Below are 13,846 nucleotides of genomic sequence, written 5' to 3'. Positions count from 1 at the left end.
CCCGCGGTGTTGATCTGGGTAACACCGGCGCTGCGTGTGGGAGATCCGTCAGCACGAGCACAGCGGATGCCTAGTCCACCGGCGCGCGACGATCGCGCCGGCATGCAGATCGAACTCGAGCGTCGCGTTGAGCGCCTGGGGCGGCTCGGGGTCCGGCGCCGCCTGCCCGCGCACGGCCGCGATCACCCGGTTCACCTGACTCAGCGCCAGCGCCGCGGTCGCGAGCAGCGTGGCCCGATCCGCCACGCCAACGGTCTCCCGCAGCTGAGCCGCGATCGCCGGCCACGCGGCGTCGCGGTCGCTGCGATGCAGATCGGCGCAGCCCAGGCAGCTGGTCACGCCGGGGATGACCAGCGGCCCGACCAGCCCGGTGCCGTCGCGCACCCGAACCGCGAGGTGCGGCACTCCCTGTAAGTGCAGGTCGCGCAGCATCCGGGGGTCGGCGACCAGGTAGTCCGACAACACCACCAGGTCGACGGCGTCGGGCGACACGGTCGCGTGCGGCTGGCTGCTGTGCGCAATGCGGGCCCCCGAGCAGCGCAGCGCCTCCACCAGCAGGTCCGACAGCGGGCCGCGACCGTGCACCCGGATCGACGCGGCCCGCCCGCCGGACTGCCGGCGGCCGCGGGTCGCCACACCCGCGCCGACCAGTTGCGCGACGAGGCTGGTCAGACCGTCGGCGTCGGTTAGCCCGCGGTCGGCGGCCTGCCGCTGCAGCTCGGCGATCGGTATCGGTGATCGCATGGACCGCAGTAGCGCGGCCAACTCGGCCGCGGCCAGGCCGTTCGGCGGGCGTACCAGCACGGCCCGGCGCGGGTCCCAGCCGACCTGAACCGCGCCGTCGGGCCGCAGCAGCACTGGCATCGCCGGGTCCAACGCATACAGAGAAGGCGCGGCCCGCGGCATGAGTTCAGACTGTGCCACGCCGGGAGCCAACGGCCGGCTCAGTTATCCACAGAACCGCCGCGCCACCGCGCTGTTGGTCTCCCGCCCCGGCTTCCGCCTCAAGCAGCTCGCAGCCGGATCGCTCGCGTCCGCGCTTCGACGGCCAGAGCGGCGGCTTCGGCGGCTTCGGCTCGCGCCCGGGCTTCGGCGTTCAGCGCGGCGGCTTCGGCGGCTTCGGCTCGGGCCCGCCTTTCGGCGGCCAGCGCGGCGGCTTCGGCGGCTTCTGCTCGCGCCCGCGCCCGCGTCCGTGCTTCAGCAGTCAGAGCGGCGGCTTCGGCGGCTTGCGCCCGGGCGCGGGCTTCGGCGTTCAGAGCGGCGGCTTCGGCCGCTTGTGCTCGGGCGCGGGCTTCGGCGGCCAGCGCTTCGGCTTCGGCTGCTTCCGCTCGGGCCCGGGCCTCGGCGGCCAGCGCGGCGGCTTCGGCTGCTTCCGCTCGGGCCCGCGCTTCGGCGGCCACCGCGGCGGCTTCGGCGGCCTCTGCCCGCCCCCGCGCTCGCGCCCGCGCTTCGGCGGTCAGAGCGTCGGCATCGGCCGCTAGTGCTCGCGCGCGTGTTTCGGCGTTCAGCGCGGCCGCTTCGGCGGCCTCTGCCCGTGCCCGCGCTTCGGCCTTGAGAGCCTCAGCGTTCAGAGCCTCGGCTTCGGCGGCCTCTGCTCGTGCCCGCGCGTCGGCGGTCAGAGCTTCGGCGGTCAGCGCTTCGGCTTCGGCGGTGACGGCTTTGGCTTCGGCGGCGATAGCTTCGGCTTCGGCGGACACGGCTTTGGCCCCGGCGGTGACAGCTTTGGCTTCGGCGGCTTGTGCTCGTGCCCGTGCTTCGGCGGCCAGGGTTTTGGCTTCCGTGGCCAGAGTTTTGGCTTCGGCGGCTTGGGCCCGTGTCCGCTCCTCGGCTTCCAACTCCGCTCGCGCCAGCTTTCGCTCGGCCCCTTTGTACAAATCCATCACGACGAAAGCCATGCCGGCCAGCACGGTCAGCGCCAGCGGCAGCACGAACACGAACAGAAATGGATGCCCGATCAATGCGCCTACGAGGAATATCGCCATCGGCACCACGAGCGCCACGGCGACCCACGGATCGCGATCCAGCCATCTAATAATCGCGCTCGGAGACCGCGTGATCCCTTTCCTTCGCGGAGGTACTGGCACAGCGTCGCCCGGCTCGATGGCAGCGTGTGGGCTCGCGTGCTTGACCACCTTCAGAGCTTCCCACTAGCTGGCGGTGGTCGTCCAGCGCTGCGTGCCGTGTCCTAGGGAGAGCATGGTCCCGCCTCGCTCGCGCGTTGGTCCGCGCGCCTGGCGGTAGCACGTCACCCCGTCGGCAGGGACGTCGGCAGGGACGTCCTAGGTAACGTCAATGCGGTACCAGCCGACTTAACGTCCATGATGCTGAGAAGGCTTATCTGGCTCATTGTTACGAGCTTCTCCTTTGCGTTCATCATGACCGCCGCAGCGGGGCCGGTGGTGTCCGTCGTGGCCTGCGCCGGGGTGTTGATATACGTGCTGGCGGTGGCTCGCGGGGACGCGGCGCACCGCGCCGAGGCAGCGAAAGCCGAGGCAGCAGAAGCCGAAGCAGCGGCAGCAGAAGCAGTCATTGTTGAAGCCGAGGCGGTAATAGCGGCGGCCCGACTACGCCTGCTCGGAGAGGCCGGTTCCTGACCCTAGCGGCCAGCACCGCCGCGGGGGTCTTCAGCGTCGGGGTCCTCGAGCTTGGCGATCGCCTCATCGATGCCGCTGGTGTCCCCGCCGATGACACGGTCGATGAAGCCGGCCGGCTCGTCGAGATCCTCCCCGCTGGGCAGCAGGTCCGGGTGTTGCCAGACGCCGTCGCGGGCGTCCACGCCGGCCGCTTGGGTCAGCCGCTCCCACAGCGCGGCGGCTTCGCGCAGCTTGCGCGGCCGCAGCTCGAGGCCCACCAAAGTGGCGAACGTCTGCTCGGCCGGCCCGCCGCTGGCCCGGCGCCGGCGCAGCGTCTCGGCCAGTGCGGCCGCGCCCGGAATCCGGTCGCCCAGCGCCGCGGTCACCACGACGTGCACCCAGCCCTCGATCAGCGCGAGCAGCGTCTCGAGCCGTTCCAGCGCCTGAGTCTGGGCGGGCGTCGCCTTGGGCTCGAATACGCCTTGGCCGAGCAGGTTTTCGATGGCGGCCGGGTCGGACAGGGTGGCCGGATTGAAGTCGCGCGCCAGCTCCTCGATACCGGTCATGTCGATCTTCATCCCCATGGCGTAGGCCTCCACGGCGCCCAGCAATTGACTGGACAACCACGGCACGTGGCTGAACAGCCGATGGTGTGCGGCCTCCCGTGCGGCCAGGTAGGTCAGGATCTCGCTGCGCGGTTGCTCCAGCCCGGCGGCGAACGATTCGACGGCATCGGGCAGGATCGCGGCGACGCCCTTGGGTCCCAGCGGTAGACCGATTTCAGTCGACGTCAGCACCTCACGGGACAACCGGCCCAACGCCTGTCCCAGCTGCGAGCCGAACGCCATGCCGCCCATCTGCGACATCATCGCCAGCAGGGGGCCGGCCATGCTCTTGGCCTCCTCGGGCAGCGCGGACGCCCACACCGTCGAAATCTGTTGAGCCATCGGGTCGCAGAGCCGCTTCCAGATGTCTAGCGTGTGGTCCACCCAGTCGCTGGGCGTCCAGCCCACCGCCTTAGTTGTGCCCGCGGGCAGCGCGGTGACGCCGTCCAGCCAGGTGTCGGCGAGGTGTACCGCGTCGGCGATCGCCGAGCTCGTCGTCGCCGGGATGGGCGCGACAAACCCGATCGAGCTTGTCGCCACGCGCCGGGCCAGTTCGTAGTTGACCGGACCCGCCGCTTCGCCGCCCTGTGTCATGGTGCCGGCGCTGGAGAACATCTGACCCAGCTGGGTGAAGATCTGCCCCAGGTCGCCCACGTTGAAATCGCCGCTCATGCCGAAGGCGCCCAGCGGGTTGGACGCGCCGGACTCGGGATCGTTCTTCCCGCGCTTCTCGGGGTCGGGGTCATCTCCAGAGGAGAAGCCGAAAGGCAGGTCAGCCATAACTCAACGGTACTCACCGGTCGAAGGGAAAGCGCGGTCTGCGGTCATGCTTACAGCTGAACCCGCCGCGGCAGGGCCCCGATAGTGTAGCGGCGTGAACAGGCGGATTCTGACCTTGATGGTCGCGCTGGTCCCGATCGTGGCCTTCGGTGTGTTGCTCGCGGTGGTGACGGTGCCGTTCGTGTCGCTGGGCCCCGGGCCCACGTTCGACACGCTCGGTGAGGTCGACGGCAAGCAGGTGGTCGCGATCGAGGGCACGCAAACACACCCGACGACCGGTCATCTCAACATGACGACGGTGTCGCAGCGCGACGACCTGACCCTGGGTGAAGCGCTGACCCTGTGGTTGTCGGGGCAGGAACAACTGATCCCGCGCGATCTCGTCTATCCGCCGGGCAAGTCGCGCGAAGACGTGGACAAGGCCAATAACGCCGATTTCAAGCAGTCCGAGGACAGCGCCGCCTACGCCGCGCTGGGATACCTGAAGTACGCGCCCGCGGTGACCGTCGCGACGGTCAACGATCCCGGTCCGTCGGCGGGCAAGCTGAAGGCCGGCGACGCCATCGACGCGGTCAACAACACCCCGGTCGCCAACGTCGAGCAATTCACGGGGTTGATGAAGAACACCAAGCCCGGCCAGGTGGTGACGATCGACTTCCGCCGCAAGAACGAGCCCGCGGGGGTAGCTCAGATCACGCTGGGCACAAACAAAGATCGCGACTACGGCTTCCTGGGTGTCGCGGTGCTCGACGCGCCGTGGGCGCCGTTTGTGGTGGACTTCAACCTCGCCAATGTGGGCGGGCCCTCCGCGGGACTGATGTTCAGTCTGGCGGTCGTCGACAAGCTCACCACCGGTGACTTGGCCGGTTCGACGTTCGTCGCCGGGACCGGCACCATTTCCGCCGACGGCAAGGTCGGCCAGATCGGCGGCATCACCCACAAGATGGTTGCCGCCCACGCGGCCGGCGCCACAGTCTTCTTGGTGCCCGCGAAGAACTGCTACGAGGCGAGTTCGGACAATCCGTCCGGCCTGCGCCTGATCAAGGTCGAGACCCTCAACCAAGCGGTGGACGCGCTGCACGCGATCCAGACGGGGGGTCAGCCGCCGACCTGCTAGGCGAGCCCGGGATCGCACGTCGCGCAATGCGTAGAGTTGTTGTCGCCACATCGAGTCGCCACATCGATCAGGGAGCGTAGCCAGTGGGGATGCGGCCCACCGCCAGAATGCCGAAGCTGACTCGGCGTAGCCGGATTCTGATCTTGATCGCGCTGGGTGTGATCGTTTTGCTGCTCGCGGGTCCCCGAATGATCGACGCCTACGTCGACTGGCTGTGGTTCGGTGAGCTCGGTTACCGGTCGGTGTTCACCACCGTGCTGGTGACGCGCATCGTCGTGTTCCTGGTCGCCGGTCTGCTGGTCGGCGGCATCGTGTTCGCCGGGCTGGCGATCGCCTACCGGACCCGCCCGGTTTTCGTCCCGAGCAACGACAACGATCCGGTGGCGCGGTACCGCACCGTCGTCATGTCGCGGCTGCGACTGGTGGGCATCGGAATTCCGGTGGCGATCGGCCTATTGGCCGGCATCATCGCGCAGAGCTACTGGGTACGGATCCAGCTGTTCCTGCACGGCGGCAACTTCGGCGTCAGGGATCCGCAGTTCGGCAAGGACCTCGGCTTCTACGCGTTCGACCTGCCGTTCTATCGGCTACTGCTCAGCTACATGTTCGTGGCCGTGTTCCTGGCGTTCTTGGCGAACCTGTTGGCGCACTACATCTTCGGCGGCATCCGACTGTCGGGTCGTACCGGCGCCCTGAGCCGCTCGGCGCGCATCCAGCTGGTCAGCCTGGTCGGGATGCTGGTGCTGCTCAAAGCCGTCGCCTACTGGCTGGACCGCTACGAGCTGCTGTCGCACACGCGTGGCGGTAAGCCGTTCACCGGGGCCGGGTACACCGATATCAACGCGGTGTTGCCGGCCAAGCTGATTCTGCTGGCGATCGCGCTCATTTGCGCGGCCGCGGTGTTCTCGGCGATTACCTTGCGGGACTTGCGGATTCCGGCGATCGGCCTGGTGCTGCTGCTGCTGTCGTCGTTGATCGTGGGTGCGGGCTGGCCGTTGATCGTCGAGCAGATCAGCGTGCGACCCAATGCCGCGCAAAAGGAAAGCGAATACATCAGCCGCAGCATCGCCGCGACCCGGCAAGCCTATGGGCTGACGTCCGACGTGGTGAGCTACCGCAACTACACGGGTGACGCGCAAGCCACCGCCCAGCAGGTCGCGTCCGACCGCGCGACCACCTCGAACATCCGGCTGCTCGACCCAACCATCGTCAGCCCGGCATTCACCCAGTTCCAGCAGGGCAAGAACTTCTTCCACTTCCCGGACCAGCTGTCCATCGACCGCTACCTCGACCGCAACGGCGCCCTGCGCGACTACGTCGTCGCGGCCCGGGAACTCAACCCGGACCGGCTGATCGACAACCAACGGGACTGGATCAACCGGCACACCGTCTACACGCACGGCAACGGATTCATCGCGTCGCCGGCCAATACCGTGCGCGGGATCGCCAACGACCCCAACCAGAACGGTGGCTATCCGGAATTTCTGGTCAACGTCGTGGGCGCCAACGGCAGCGTCGTCTCCGACGGGCCGGCGCCCCTGGACCAGCCCCGCATCTACTACGGGCCCGTCATCTCCAACACGTCCGCCGACTACGCGATCGTCGGGCGCAACGGCAACGACCGCGAATACGACTACGAGACTTCCACCGAGACCAAGAACTACACCTACACCGGGCTCGGGGGCGTTCCCATCGGCAGCTGGATATCCCGCAGCGTGTTCGCGGCCAAATTCGCCGAGCGAAACTTCTTGTTCTCCAACGTGATCGGCTCCAACAGCAAGATCCTGTTCAACCGCGACCCGGCGCAGCGGGTCGAGGCGGTCGCGCCGTGGCTGACGACGGACAGCTCGGTGTACCCCGCGATCGTCAACAAGCGACTGGTGTGGATCATCGACGGCTACACCACATTGGACAACTACCCGTACTCCGAACTCACCTCGCTGTCGTCGGCGACGGCCGACTCCACCGAGGTGGCGTTCAACCGGCTGGCGCCCGACAAGCAGGTCTCCTACATCCGAAATTCGGTCAAGGCCACGGTCGATGCCTACGACGGAACCGTGACGCTGTATCAGCAGGACGAGCAGGACCCGGTGCTCAAAGCCTGGATGCGGGTGTTCCCGGGCACGGTCAAACCCAAGAGCGACATCACGGCCGAGCTCGCCGAGCATCTGCGCTATCCCGAGGACCTGTTCAAGGTGCAGCGGATGCTGCTGGCCAAGTATCACGTCAACGACCCGGTGACGTTTTTCTCCACGTCGGACTTCTGGGACGTGCCGCTGGACCCGAATCCGACCGCGAGCAGTTATCAGCCGCCCTATTACATCGTTGCGAAAAACATTGGCAAGAACGACAATTCGTCCTCGTACCAGTTGATCAGCGCGATGAACCGATTCAAGCGCGACTACCTGGCGGCCTACATCAGTGCCAGCTCCGATCCCGCGACGTACGGCAAGATCACCGTGCTGACCATCCCGGGCCAGGTCAACGGTCCCAAGCTGGCCAACAACGCGATCACCACCGACCCGGCGGTGTCGCAGGACCTGGGCGTGATCGGGCGCGACAACCAGAACCGTATCCGGTGGGGCAATTTGCTCACCCTTCCCGTCGGCCAGGGCGGGCTGCTCTACGTCGAACCGGTGTATGCCTCCCCGGGGGCCAGCGACGCCGCCTCGTCGTACCCGCGCCTGATCCGGGTGGCGATGATGTACAACGACAAGATCGGATACGGCCCGACGGTGGGTGACGCGCTGACCGGCCTGTTCGGGCCCGGTGCGGGGGCGGCGGCGACGGGGATCCAACCCACCGAGGGCGGTGCGCCCGCCAACCCACCCGCGAGCCCACCGCCGCCGGCCGGCTCGCCGCCGGCACCGGCGCCACCGCCGGCAGTGGCGGCAGTGCCGCCCTCTCCCGACGGGTCGGTGACGTTGTCGCCGGCCAAGGCCGCCGCGCTGCAGGACATCCAGACGGCGATCGGCGCCGCCCGCGACGCGCAAAAGAAGGGCGACTTCGCCGCCTACGGCGCCGCGCTGCAGCGGCTCGACGACGCCATCAACAAGTACAACGCCACCAAGTAGCTTTCAGGCGTAGGCCGTTCGGAACCTGTCTCGATAGGCTTTCGGGCTGATGCCCAGGTGGCTGACGAAGACCCGTCGCAGCGTTTCGATGCTGCCGAAGCCCGCCATGCCCGCGGTCTCGGTGACGGACCGCCCGGATTCGAGTGCGTTGCGGGCGAAGTCGATTCGGACCAATTCGACATAGCGTGCCGGACTCATCCCCAGCTCGGATTGAAAGAGGCGGGTCAGCTGGCGGGTGCTCAGGAATGCAAGGGCCGCAAGGGATTTCACGCTGTGGTTCGCGCCCGGATCGGCCGCGACCGCATCGATCACCGCGCGCAGCGGCGACTGCGGCGGCGGATCGGCCTCGACCAGCACCGAGAATTGTGATTGGCCGCCGGCGCGTTTGAGGTAGACGACCAGCCACCGGGCCACGTCGCGGACCAGTTCGGTCCCGTGATCCATTTCGACCAACGCCAGCGCCAGATCGATGCCCGCCGAAATCCCGGCCGAGGTGAAGACGTCGCCGTCGCGGACGAAGATCGCGTCCGGCTCGACGGTGACGTCCCGAAAGGCCCGGGCCAACAACCGTGCGTCGTGCCAGTGCGTGGTGGCGCGACGACCGTTGAGCAGGCCCGCCTGCGCGAGGACGAACGATCCCGTGCAAATGGATGCCATCCGTCGGGTTCGCGCCGATAAAACCCTGATCGCCTCGATCAGCTCGGGGTCGATCGGCCGTCGGGGCAGGTTATCGCTGCCGGCGACCAGGACGGTGTCGGCCGACTCGATCGAAGAAAGGGCGTCCGTGACGCCCAAGCGCGTGCCTATCGAGGTCGTCACGTCGCGTCCATCCACCGACGCGATCTTGAGCCGGTAGTCGGCGCCGAACCGGTTGGCCTCGGCGAAGACCTCACCTGCGCCGGCGACGTCCAACATCGTCACGTCGTCGAAGACGACGATCACCACCACCCGCGAATCCGTCACGCAAGCCATTGTGTCGCTTTCTGTGGAGAGGACGGCCCGAACGCCCACGGTCGGGAAGACCGTGCCGCCGCAGACTAACTATCACCGCCACCGAAGGAGACGAGATCATGACCACGTCGATCGAAAGCATCGCCGGCATCCAAATCCCGGATTCGCCGCTGGTGCGCGAGGCCACCGAATTCATTCGCCACGCCGAGGACGACCTGCTGTTCGACCATTCGCGGCGGGTATTCCTCTTCGGCGCGCTGCAGGGCCTGCGCCGCGGACTGCAACCGGACCTGGAGCTGCTCTACCTCGCGGCGATGTTTCACGACCTCGGCCTCACCGAACGCTACCGCAGCTCCACCGTTCGCTTCGAGGTCGACGGCGCCAACGCTGCCCGGGACTTCCTGGTTGGCCACGGCGTCGACAAAGCCGACATCGACAAGGTGTGGCTCGGCATTGCCCTGCACACCACCCCGGGCGTGCCGGAATTCCTCGCGCCCGAAGTCGCCTTGCTCCAAGCCGGCGTGGAAGTCGACGTGGTCGGCGTCGGGCGCGAGCAGTTGTCGCCCGGCGCGCTGGCCGCGGTGACGGCCGCTCACCCGCGGCCACAGTTCAAACAGCGCATCCTGGCGGCGTTCAACGACGGCATGAAGCATCGACCGGAAACCACCTTCGGAACGATGAACGACGACGTGCTGGCGCACTTCGATCCCGCCTTTAGGCGTGTCGATTTCGTCGACAACATCCTCAACAACAGCTGGCCCGAATAGCTGGCCCGAGTAGCGGAAGGGAGCGGACAGATGGATATTCATGAAGCGCTGTACACCACCCGGATGATGCGGCGGTTGCGGCCGGACCCGATACCGCTGGACGTGCAGGCCCGCATCCTCGACGCGGCCGTGCGTGCCCCAAATGGGGGCAACACCCAACGCTGGCACTTCGTCGCCGTCGACGACCCGGCACTCATAGGCGAGTTCGCTCAGCTGTTCCGGCAGGCCCGCGCCCTCGAATACGAGAAGTTCAGGACCGGAACGGGACCGATGGTCGCGCCGGGGCCCGGCCTGGACCCGGCCGCTCACGCCGAGACGATGCGCCGAATCAAAGGCTCGGGGGACTACCTGGCCGACCACTTCGAAGAAGTTCCCCTGCTGCTCTTCGTCTTCGCGATCGACGACCTCGGGGGCGCCAACATCTACCCGGCGATCTGGAGCATCTTGCTCGCGGCCCGTGCCGAGGGCGTCGGCGGTGTCATGACGATGGTGCTCAACAATTTCCGGGACAGGGTGAACGAGTTGCTGGGCGTGCCCGTCGAGGAAGGCTGGAAGATGTCGGCCATGCTGACCCTCGGGTACCCGCGGGGCAAATGGGGTGTGGCAGCCAATCGGCGTCCCGTGCAAGAGGTTTCATCCCGAAACGGCTGGGGCAAGCCGTTCGGTATCGAAGTGCCGCAGCCACTGTGGCCGCCTCTAAGCGAGACGACTACAGGGCCTCAATAGTTGGCCGGAATAGCGGCCGAAGCCTTGCGGCGCAACGGTATTGCGAGGAGCGTGTATCAGATGACGGAGCACAACGAAATCGGGGTCACCGTCGTGCGGCCGGGGGAGGGCGAGCACGTCACCCTTCCCGGGTTCGGCGCGGTGTTCAAGCTGTCCGGCAAGAGCAATGGGGGCGAGGTGTCCATCGTCGAGCATCCATTCGAGGTCGGCTTGCTCACCGCGGCGCACCGGCATACTCGCGAGGATGAGCATTCGTTCGTGTTGGCGGGTGAGATCGGCTTCCGTTCCGACGACAGCGAGGTGGTCCTCGGTCCGGGTGGCTACATCACCAAGCCTCGCGGGCAGATGCACGCCATGTGGAACGCGGGCAGCGAACCCGGTCGCATCGTCGAGATCATCACGCCGGGCGGATTTGAGAACTACTTCCGGGAACTCGGCGAACTGCTCGAAGCGCATGGCTCGGTGGACAAGTCACTTCATGAGCTGCCCGAGTTCGGCGAACTCGCCGAGAAGTACGGGCTGACCTACGGCGACCCGGAATGGATGGACGACATCGCCCGGCGATACGGGCTCAACTCGCCGTCGCACTGACAACGGGGAACGTGCCTGGTCCGCGCGCGATTTGGAGGCGCCACCCGGCGTTCGGTAACCTGGCATTTACCGACGCGGGGTGGAGCAGCTCGGTAGCTCGCTGGGCTCATAACCCAGAGGTCGCAGGTTCGAATCCTGTCCCCGCTACTAACGAAACGGCCCCCGGAGACTTCTCTGGGGGCGTTTTTCATGCCCGATGGTCCGCCGCCTTTCCCTCCCCCAAGGATGGTGTCGCCGGACGTTGCGGGGCGGCTCATCCACCACCGCCATGACCCTGGTCTCTTAGGGTGAACGGATGACCGCCCCGACCGAGGCTGATGGCGGCGGAGGAGAAATTGTGGGTCAACTGGACGACAGGACGGCGCTGGTCATCGGAGGCAACTCGGGCATCGGACTCGCGGCCGCGCAGCGGCTGGCCGCCGAGGGCGCCCACGTGTTCCTCACCGGACGCAACCAGGACACGATCGACGCTGCGGTGGCCTCGATTGGGGCGAACGCGAGCGGCATCCGCGGCCGGGATGTCGCCTTGGCCGTCGCCGCGAGGGGCGGATAGCCGTCTCATAACTGGTCGGCTGGCCGATGACATAATTCCTCTGTGGCAAGGAAGCCGAGGTGGTGGCATGTTCTACAAGACTCAAAAAACGAAGTTCGACTGGCGGTCGACCTTTATAACCGTTCGGGCATGGAGCGACAGCTAGAAGCTTTTATTGTCCACATGTCGATGGGGTGGCTGAAATTACTCCAGTCGCACTTCGAGAAGGTCGGCAAAGACATTTATATCCGTGACAAACGTGGTTGGCGGATTAGGCACCCGGACGATGGAGGGTTCAAACACCGTGGCCTACGAGACCTGAGCGATGAGTTCTTCGATGCACGCGATCCGCGCAAAGCAAGTCTAGCTTTTTTCATGGGACTGCGGAATCAGATAGAGCATCGATATGAACGGGATATCGCTGCGTTGGTGGCCGGGAGGACGCAAGCATATCTTCTAAATTATGAGAAGACACTTGTCGATTTATTTGGCGTAGAGGAGGGGCTAGCGGATGAACTGCGCTTCCCGCTTTTTCTTTCCTCGATTACCGGTGAAGGTGTCGACGCGATCAAGAAGGTTCGCGAACGCGTTCCCAAAGGCGTTCTTGAATGGGTCCAGGATTTCGATACAAGCATTGAGGCTGACGTCGCTTCTGACCAACAGTTTGACTTCAAGGTGTATCTCATACCCTTCAAAGGATCAAAAACCGAGGCCGATGCTGCAATGACCTTTGTGCGGGAAGATGAGCTTACAGACGACCAGAAGGCACTCATGGACCAGGTTCGGACTATTATTCGCGAGAAAAAGGTGCTTGTTGGAGGCGCTGATGAGTTCCTTCCCGGTCAAGTGGTAGAGCAGGTCAATTCTCAGATTGAGCGAGAATTTACTATGCATATGCACACCCAGGCGTGGCGGTATTTCGGCGTGCGTCCCCCGTTGAGTTCGGGAAATCAATACAATACCAAGAGCGAGTTTTGCTATATGAATGACCTCGTTGGCAGGCACGTGTATACACCGGCGTGGGTTGACTACCTCGTCAGGAAGCTGTCTGATCCCGAGGTTTACGATGAGATCGCAGCCCTGAAGTGATACCCGATTACTCAGCAAGCTTGCGCGAATTGTCCATGCGGCGGTTCCGAAGCCTGAATTATCGATAGATCGCGATCGGCCGGGCAACTAGCGCGGGACCGCTAAGTTCAGCTTCGTTGTCGCTCCATTCCAATCCAAAGGACTCCGCCGGCTCACCAAAATTCGCTATTGCCTCCTTGAGAGCATTAATTTCCAGTTGCGTGGGAGGTACCTCACGTGTAAAACGTAAAGCCGGAAGGGAGTCGCCTTCGGCCAAGATTGCGTCGGCCTGGCCGATCAGCGTGAACGTTCCCGCAAGGTCGCCCAGCCCGCCTATCAGAAAGTTCGGATTCAGCGGAATAAAAATTGGTGGGCCGGAGTCGCCCTCTGGAGTTGCTTTCGCGTAAACACCTTGGACGTCGTCGCCCATCATCCACTCCATATTCCGCGCGATTCGCTTGACCTCTTTTAACGCAGCACCTTCGAGGAAGAAAGGGCTGTCCTGCCGGGCGGCTTGCTTAGAATACCACCTGTACATCCGTGTAAGAATCTGGAATGGTACGATTTGGATCTCGGCACGGACTTCGAACGTGTCACCCGCCGTTACATCATCCAATGCGCCCTGTCCCCAGTTTGTGAATGTGCCGATCGCTTCTTTGTCAAGCAGATTCTGATACCACAACTCGAATATCGAGAATCTCGTTCTAACCTTAACGATTTCCTCTTCTAGTTCAGTCGACGATTTCTTGCCGCCCTCGATCGATGCGCCGGAATAACCAACACTTCCACCCAGACCGCCTTCCTTCGACGATCCGATCTTCGAGACAACCTCATCAACTTTCCCTGCCTCCACGGCCGATAATGAGTTGACAACCGTTTCGTCGTCGAGATACTGGAACCCACGGTGAATCCGGCGCTTAGGCTTCTTGTATATGGCCATCGATTGGACCTCCTGCACAGCGGTCTTAGCACAGCATGAAGTTGTGTAGTCGCTGTGCGACGTCACCAGACTACGTGGACTTACGTATGTGTGATTTGGAGCAACATTGAGGTCCCCGCTAC

General features: G+C 65.1%; 12 protein-coding genes, 1 tRNA gene and 1 pseudogene. 9 read left to right on the top strand and 5 right to left on the bottom strand.

Annotated elements, in window-relative coordinates; all coding sequences use genetic code 11:
- Positions 1 to 48: 48 nt before the first annotated feature.
- Entirely contained in the window at positions 49 to 906 is an 858-nt protein-coding gene (locus tag A5745_RS15035) for a cyclodehydratase (protein WP_076116962.1), read from the bottom strand.
- A gap of 98 nt (positions 907 to 1,004) precedes the next feature.
- On the bottom strand, positions 1,005 to 2,000 hold the full coding sequence (locus A5745_RS24730; RefSeq protein WP_076116960.1) for a hypothetical protein: 996 nt from the start codon (positions 1,998 to 2,000) through the stop codon (positions 1,005 to 1,007).
- A gap of 318 nt (positions 2,001 to 2,318) precedes the next feature.
- On the opposite strand from A5745_RS24730, the gene A5745_RS15025 reads away from it, so the two are divergent.
- Complete coding sequence (locus A5745_RS15025; RefSeq protein WP_076116959.1) at positions 2,319 to 2,594, top strand: hypothetical protein; 276 nt, start codon at positions 2,319 to 2,321, stop codon at positions 2,592 to 2,594.
- A 2-nt stretch (positions 2,595 to 2,596) separates the two neighbouring features.
- Here the strand turns inward: A5745_RS15025 and A5745_RS15020 are convergent, their stop codons facing one another.
- The gene (locus A5745_RS15020) at positions 2,597 to 3,958 is read right to left on the bottom strand and encodes a zinc-dependent metalloprotease (protein WP_076116957.1); all 1,362 of its coding nucleotides are present in this window, start codon (positions 3,956 to 3,958) and stop codon (positions 2,597 to 2,599) included.
- 94 nt (positions 3,959 to 4,052) lie between these two features.
- On the opposite strand from A5745_RS15020, the gene A5745_RS15015 reads away from it, so the two are divergent.
- Positions 4,053 to 5,075, top strand: coding sequence for a PDZ domain-containing protein (locus A5745_RS15015; RefSeq protein WP_076064507.1), 1,023 nt, complete (start codon positions 4,053 to 4,055; stop codon positions 5,073 to 5,075).
- Positions 5,076 to 5,158: 83 nt separating this feature from the next.
- Entirely contained in the window at positions 5,159 to 8,149 is a 2,991-nt protein-coding gene (locus A5745_RS15010; protein WP_076064506.1) for a UPF0182 family protein, read from the top strand.
- A gap of 3 nt (positions 8,150 to 8,152) precedes the next feature.
- Here the strand turns inward: A5745_RS15010 and A5745_RS15005 are convergent, their stop codons facing one another.
- A complete protein-coding gene (locus tag A5745_RS15005; protein ID WP_175879826.1) occupies positions 8,153 to 9,121 on the bottom strand; it encodes a GlxA family transcriptional regulator in 969 nt (322 codons plus the stop codon).
- A gap of 98 nt (positions 9,122 to 9,219) precedes the next feature.
- On the opposite strand from A5745_RS15005, the gene A5745_RS15000 reads away from it, so the two are divergent.
- The 6 genes and pseudogenes from A5745_RS15000 to A5745_RS14975 all read left to right on the top strand — a co-directional run bounded on the left by A5745_RS15000 (position 9,220) and on the right by A5745_RS14975 (position 12,805).
- Positions 9,220 to 9,867, top strand: a complete 648-nt coding sequence (locus A5745_RS15000; RefSeq protein WP_076116955.1) for an HD domain-containing protein — start codon at positions 9,220 to 9,222, stop codon at positions 9,865 to 9,867.
- Positions 9,868 to 9,897: 30 nt separating this feature from the next.
- Positions 9,898 to 10,593, top strand: coding sequence for a nitroreductase family protein (locus tag A5745_RS14995; protein WP_076116954.1), 696 nt, complete (start codon positions 9,898 to 9,900; stop codon positions 10,591 to 10,593).
- A gap of 60 nt (positions 10,594 to 10,653) precedes the next feature.
- Entirely contained in the window at positions 10,654 to 11,184 is a 531-nt protein-coding gene (locus tag A5745_RS14990; protein WP_076116999.1) for a cupin domain-containing protein, read from the top strand.
- A gap of 73 nt (positions 11,185 to 11,257) precedes the next feature.
- Positions 11,258 to 11,331, top strand: a tRNA-Met gene (locus A5745_RS14985).
- Positions 11,332 to 11,521: 190 nt separating this feature from the next.
- Positions 11,522 to 11,731 (top strand): annotated as a pseudogene (locus tag A5745_RS14980) (SDR family NAD(P)-dependent oxidoreductase); the annotation flags it as partial.
- Between the two features lie 48 nt (positions 11,732 to 11,779).
- Positions 11,780 to 12,805 carry a DUF3644 domain-containing protein gene (locus A5745_RS14975; RefSeq protein ID WP_139329627.1) on the top strand — a complete coding sequence of 342 codons (1,026 nt, stop codon included), beginning with the start codon at positions 11,780 to 11,782 and terminating at the stop codon, positions 12,803 to 12,805.
- A gap of 58 nt (positions 12,806 to 12,863) precedes the next feature.
- On the opposite strand, the gene A5745_RS14970 is transcribed toward A5745_RS14975, so the two are convergent.
- Positions 12,864 to 13,724 (bottom strand): hypothetical protein, encoded by an 861-nt coding sequence (locus A5745_RS14970; protein WP_139329626.1) that lies wholly within the window; start codon positions 13,722 to 13,724, stop codon positions 12,864 to 12,866.
- Positions 13,725 to 13,846: the final 122 nt, after the last annotated feature.

It is taken from the genome of Mycobacterium sp. IS-2888 (assembly GCF_001954215.1).
In the GTDB taxonomy this organism is placed as follows: Bacteria; Actinomycetota; Actinomycetes; order Mycobacteriales; family Mycobacteriaceae; genus Mycobacterium.
The sequence above is the reverse complement of the archived record's forward strand: the minus strand, read 5'-3'. Positions and strand labels throughout refer to the sequence as shown.

Bases quoted from the DNA above. Each gene is read 5' to 3' on its own strand.
- A5745_RS15035 (WP_076116962.1), bottom strand. From the start codon at position 906: ATGCCGCGGGCCGCGCCTTCTCTGTATGCGTTGGACCCGGCGATGCCA.
- A5745_RS14995 (WP_076116954.1), top strand. From the start codon at position 9,898: ATGGATATTCATGAAGCGCTGTACACCACCCGGATGATGCGGCGGTTG.
- A5745_RS15000 (WP_076116955.1), top strand. From the start codon at position 9,220: ATGACCACGTCGATCGAAAGCATCGCCGGCATCCAAATCCCGGATTCG.
- A5745_RS14990 (WP_076116999.1), top strand. From the start codon at position 10,654: ATGACGGAGCACAACGAAATCGGGGTCACCGTCGTGCGGCCGGGGGAG.
- A5745_RS15025 (WP_076116959.1), top strand. From the start codon at position 2,319: ATGATGCTGAGAAGGCTTATCTGGCTCATTGTTACGAGCTTCTCCTTT.
- A5745_RS15005 (WP_175879826.1), bottom strand. From the start codon at position 9,121: ATGGCTTGCGTGACGGATTCGCGGGTGGTGGTGATCGTCGTCTTCGAC.
- A5745_RS14970 (WP_139329626.1), bottom strand. From the start codon at position 13,724: ATGGCCATATACAAGAAGCCTAAGCGCCGGATTCACCGTGGGTTCCAG.
- A5745_RS15020 (WP_076116957.1), bottom strand. From the start codon at position 3,958: ATGGCTGACCTGCCTTTCGGCTTCTCCTCTGGAGATGACCCCGACCCC.